The sequence below is a fragment of the Vibrio sp. OPT46 genome (assembly GCF_015163535.1).
GTDB lineage: Bacteria > Pseudomonadota > Gammaproteobacteria > Enterobacterales > Vibrionaceae > Vibrio > Vibrio alginolyticus.
The window spans coordinates 1-340 of sequence record NZ_JADDYG010000265.1 but is presented as its reverse complement, the minus strand read 5'-3'; the positions used below and the strand labels follow the sequence as shown (position 1 = coordinate 340).

The window sequence follows — 340 nt, the reverse complement described above, 5'->3', positions numbered from 1 at the left end:
CGATTAAGTAACAGGGAATGTCCTAATGCTACCAAAGCCAAGTTTTTGTCAGTAGTTAGGCACGTAAAAGAGTTCGGTTCAATCAGTGATTTGGATCTGTGTAAAATCTTCGGAGAAACAATATGGAGTGATGGGAGGGAATACCATTCAGCCGCGTTCTCATTCAAGGTTGATAGATACACAGGTAACTGTGAAATCTCACAATACAAAAACCAATAAGGCTTAAGAATTTATAAAGCGGAGTCAGGAAACGGACTCCGCTTTTTTGATCATGGCAATCGTAAAGTCGTGCTCGGAGTACCCCTCAATCAATCGTGTATTCGGACACAGCAACCGACAA

Annotated in this window: 1 protein-coding gene; it reads left to right on the top strand. The window is 41.8% G+C overall.

Features of this window, described 5'->3' with window-relative positions; translation table 11 throughout:
* Window positions 1-219: hypothetical protein (locus IQR33_RS32920; RefSeq protein ID WP_228013874.1), on the top strand; the 219-nt coding region annotated here is incomplete at its 5' end.
* Between the last annotated feature and the right edge of the window lie 121 nt (window positions 220-340).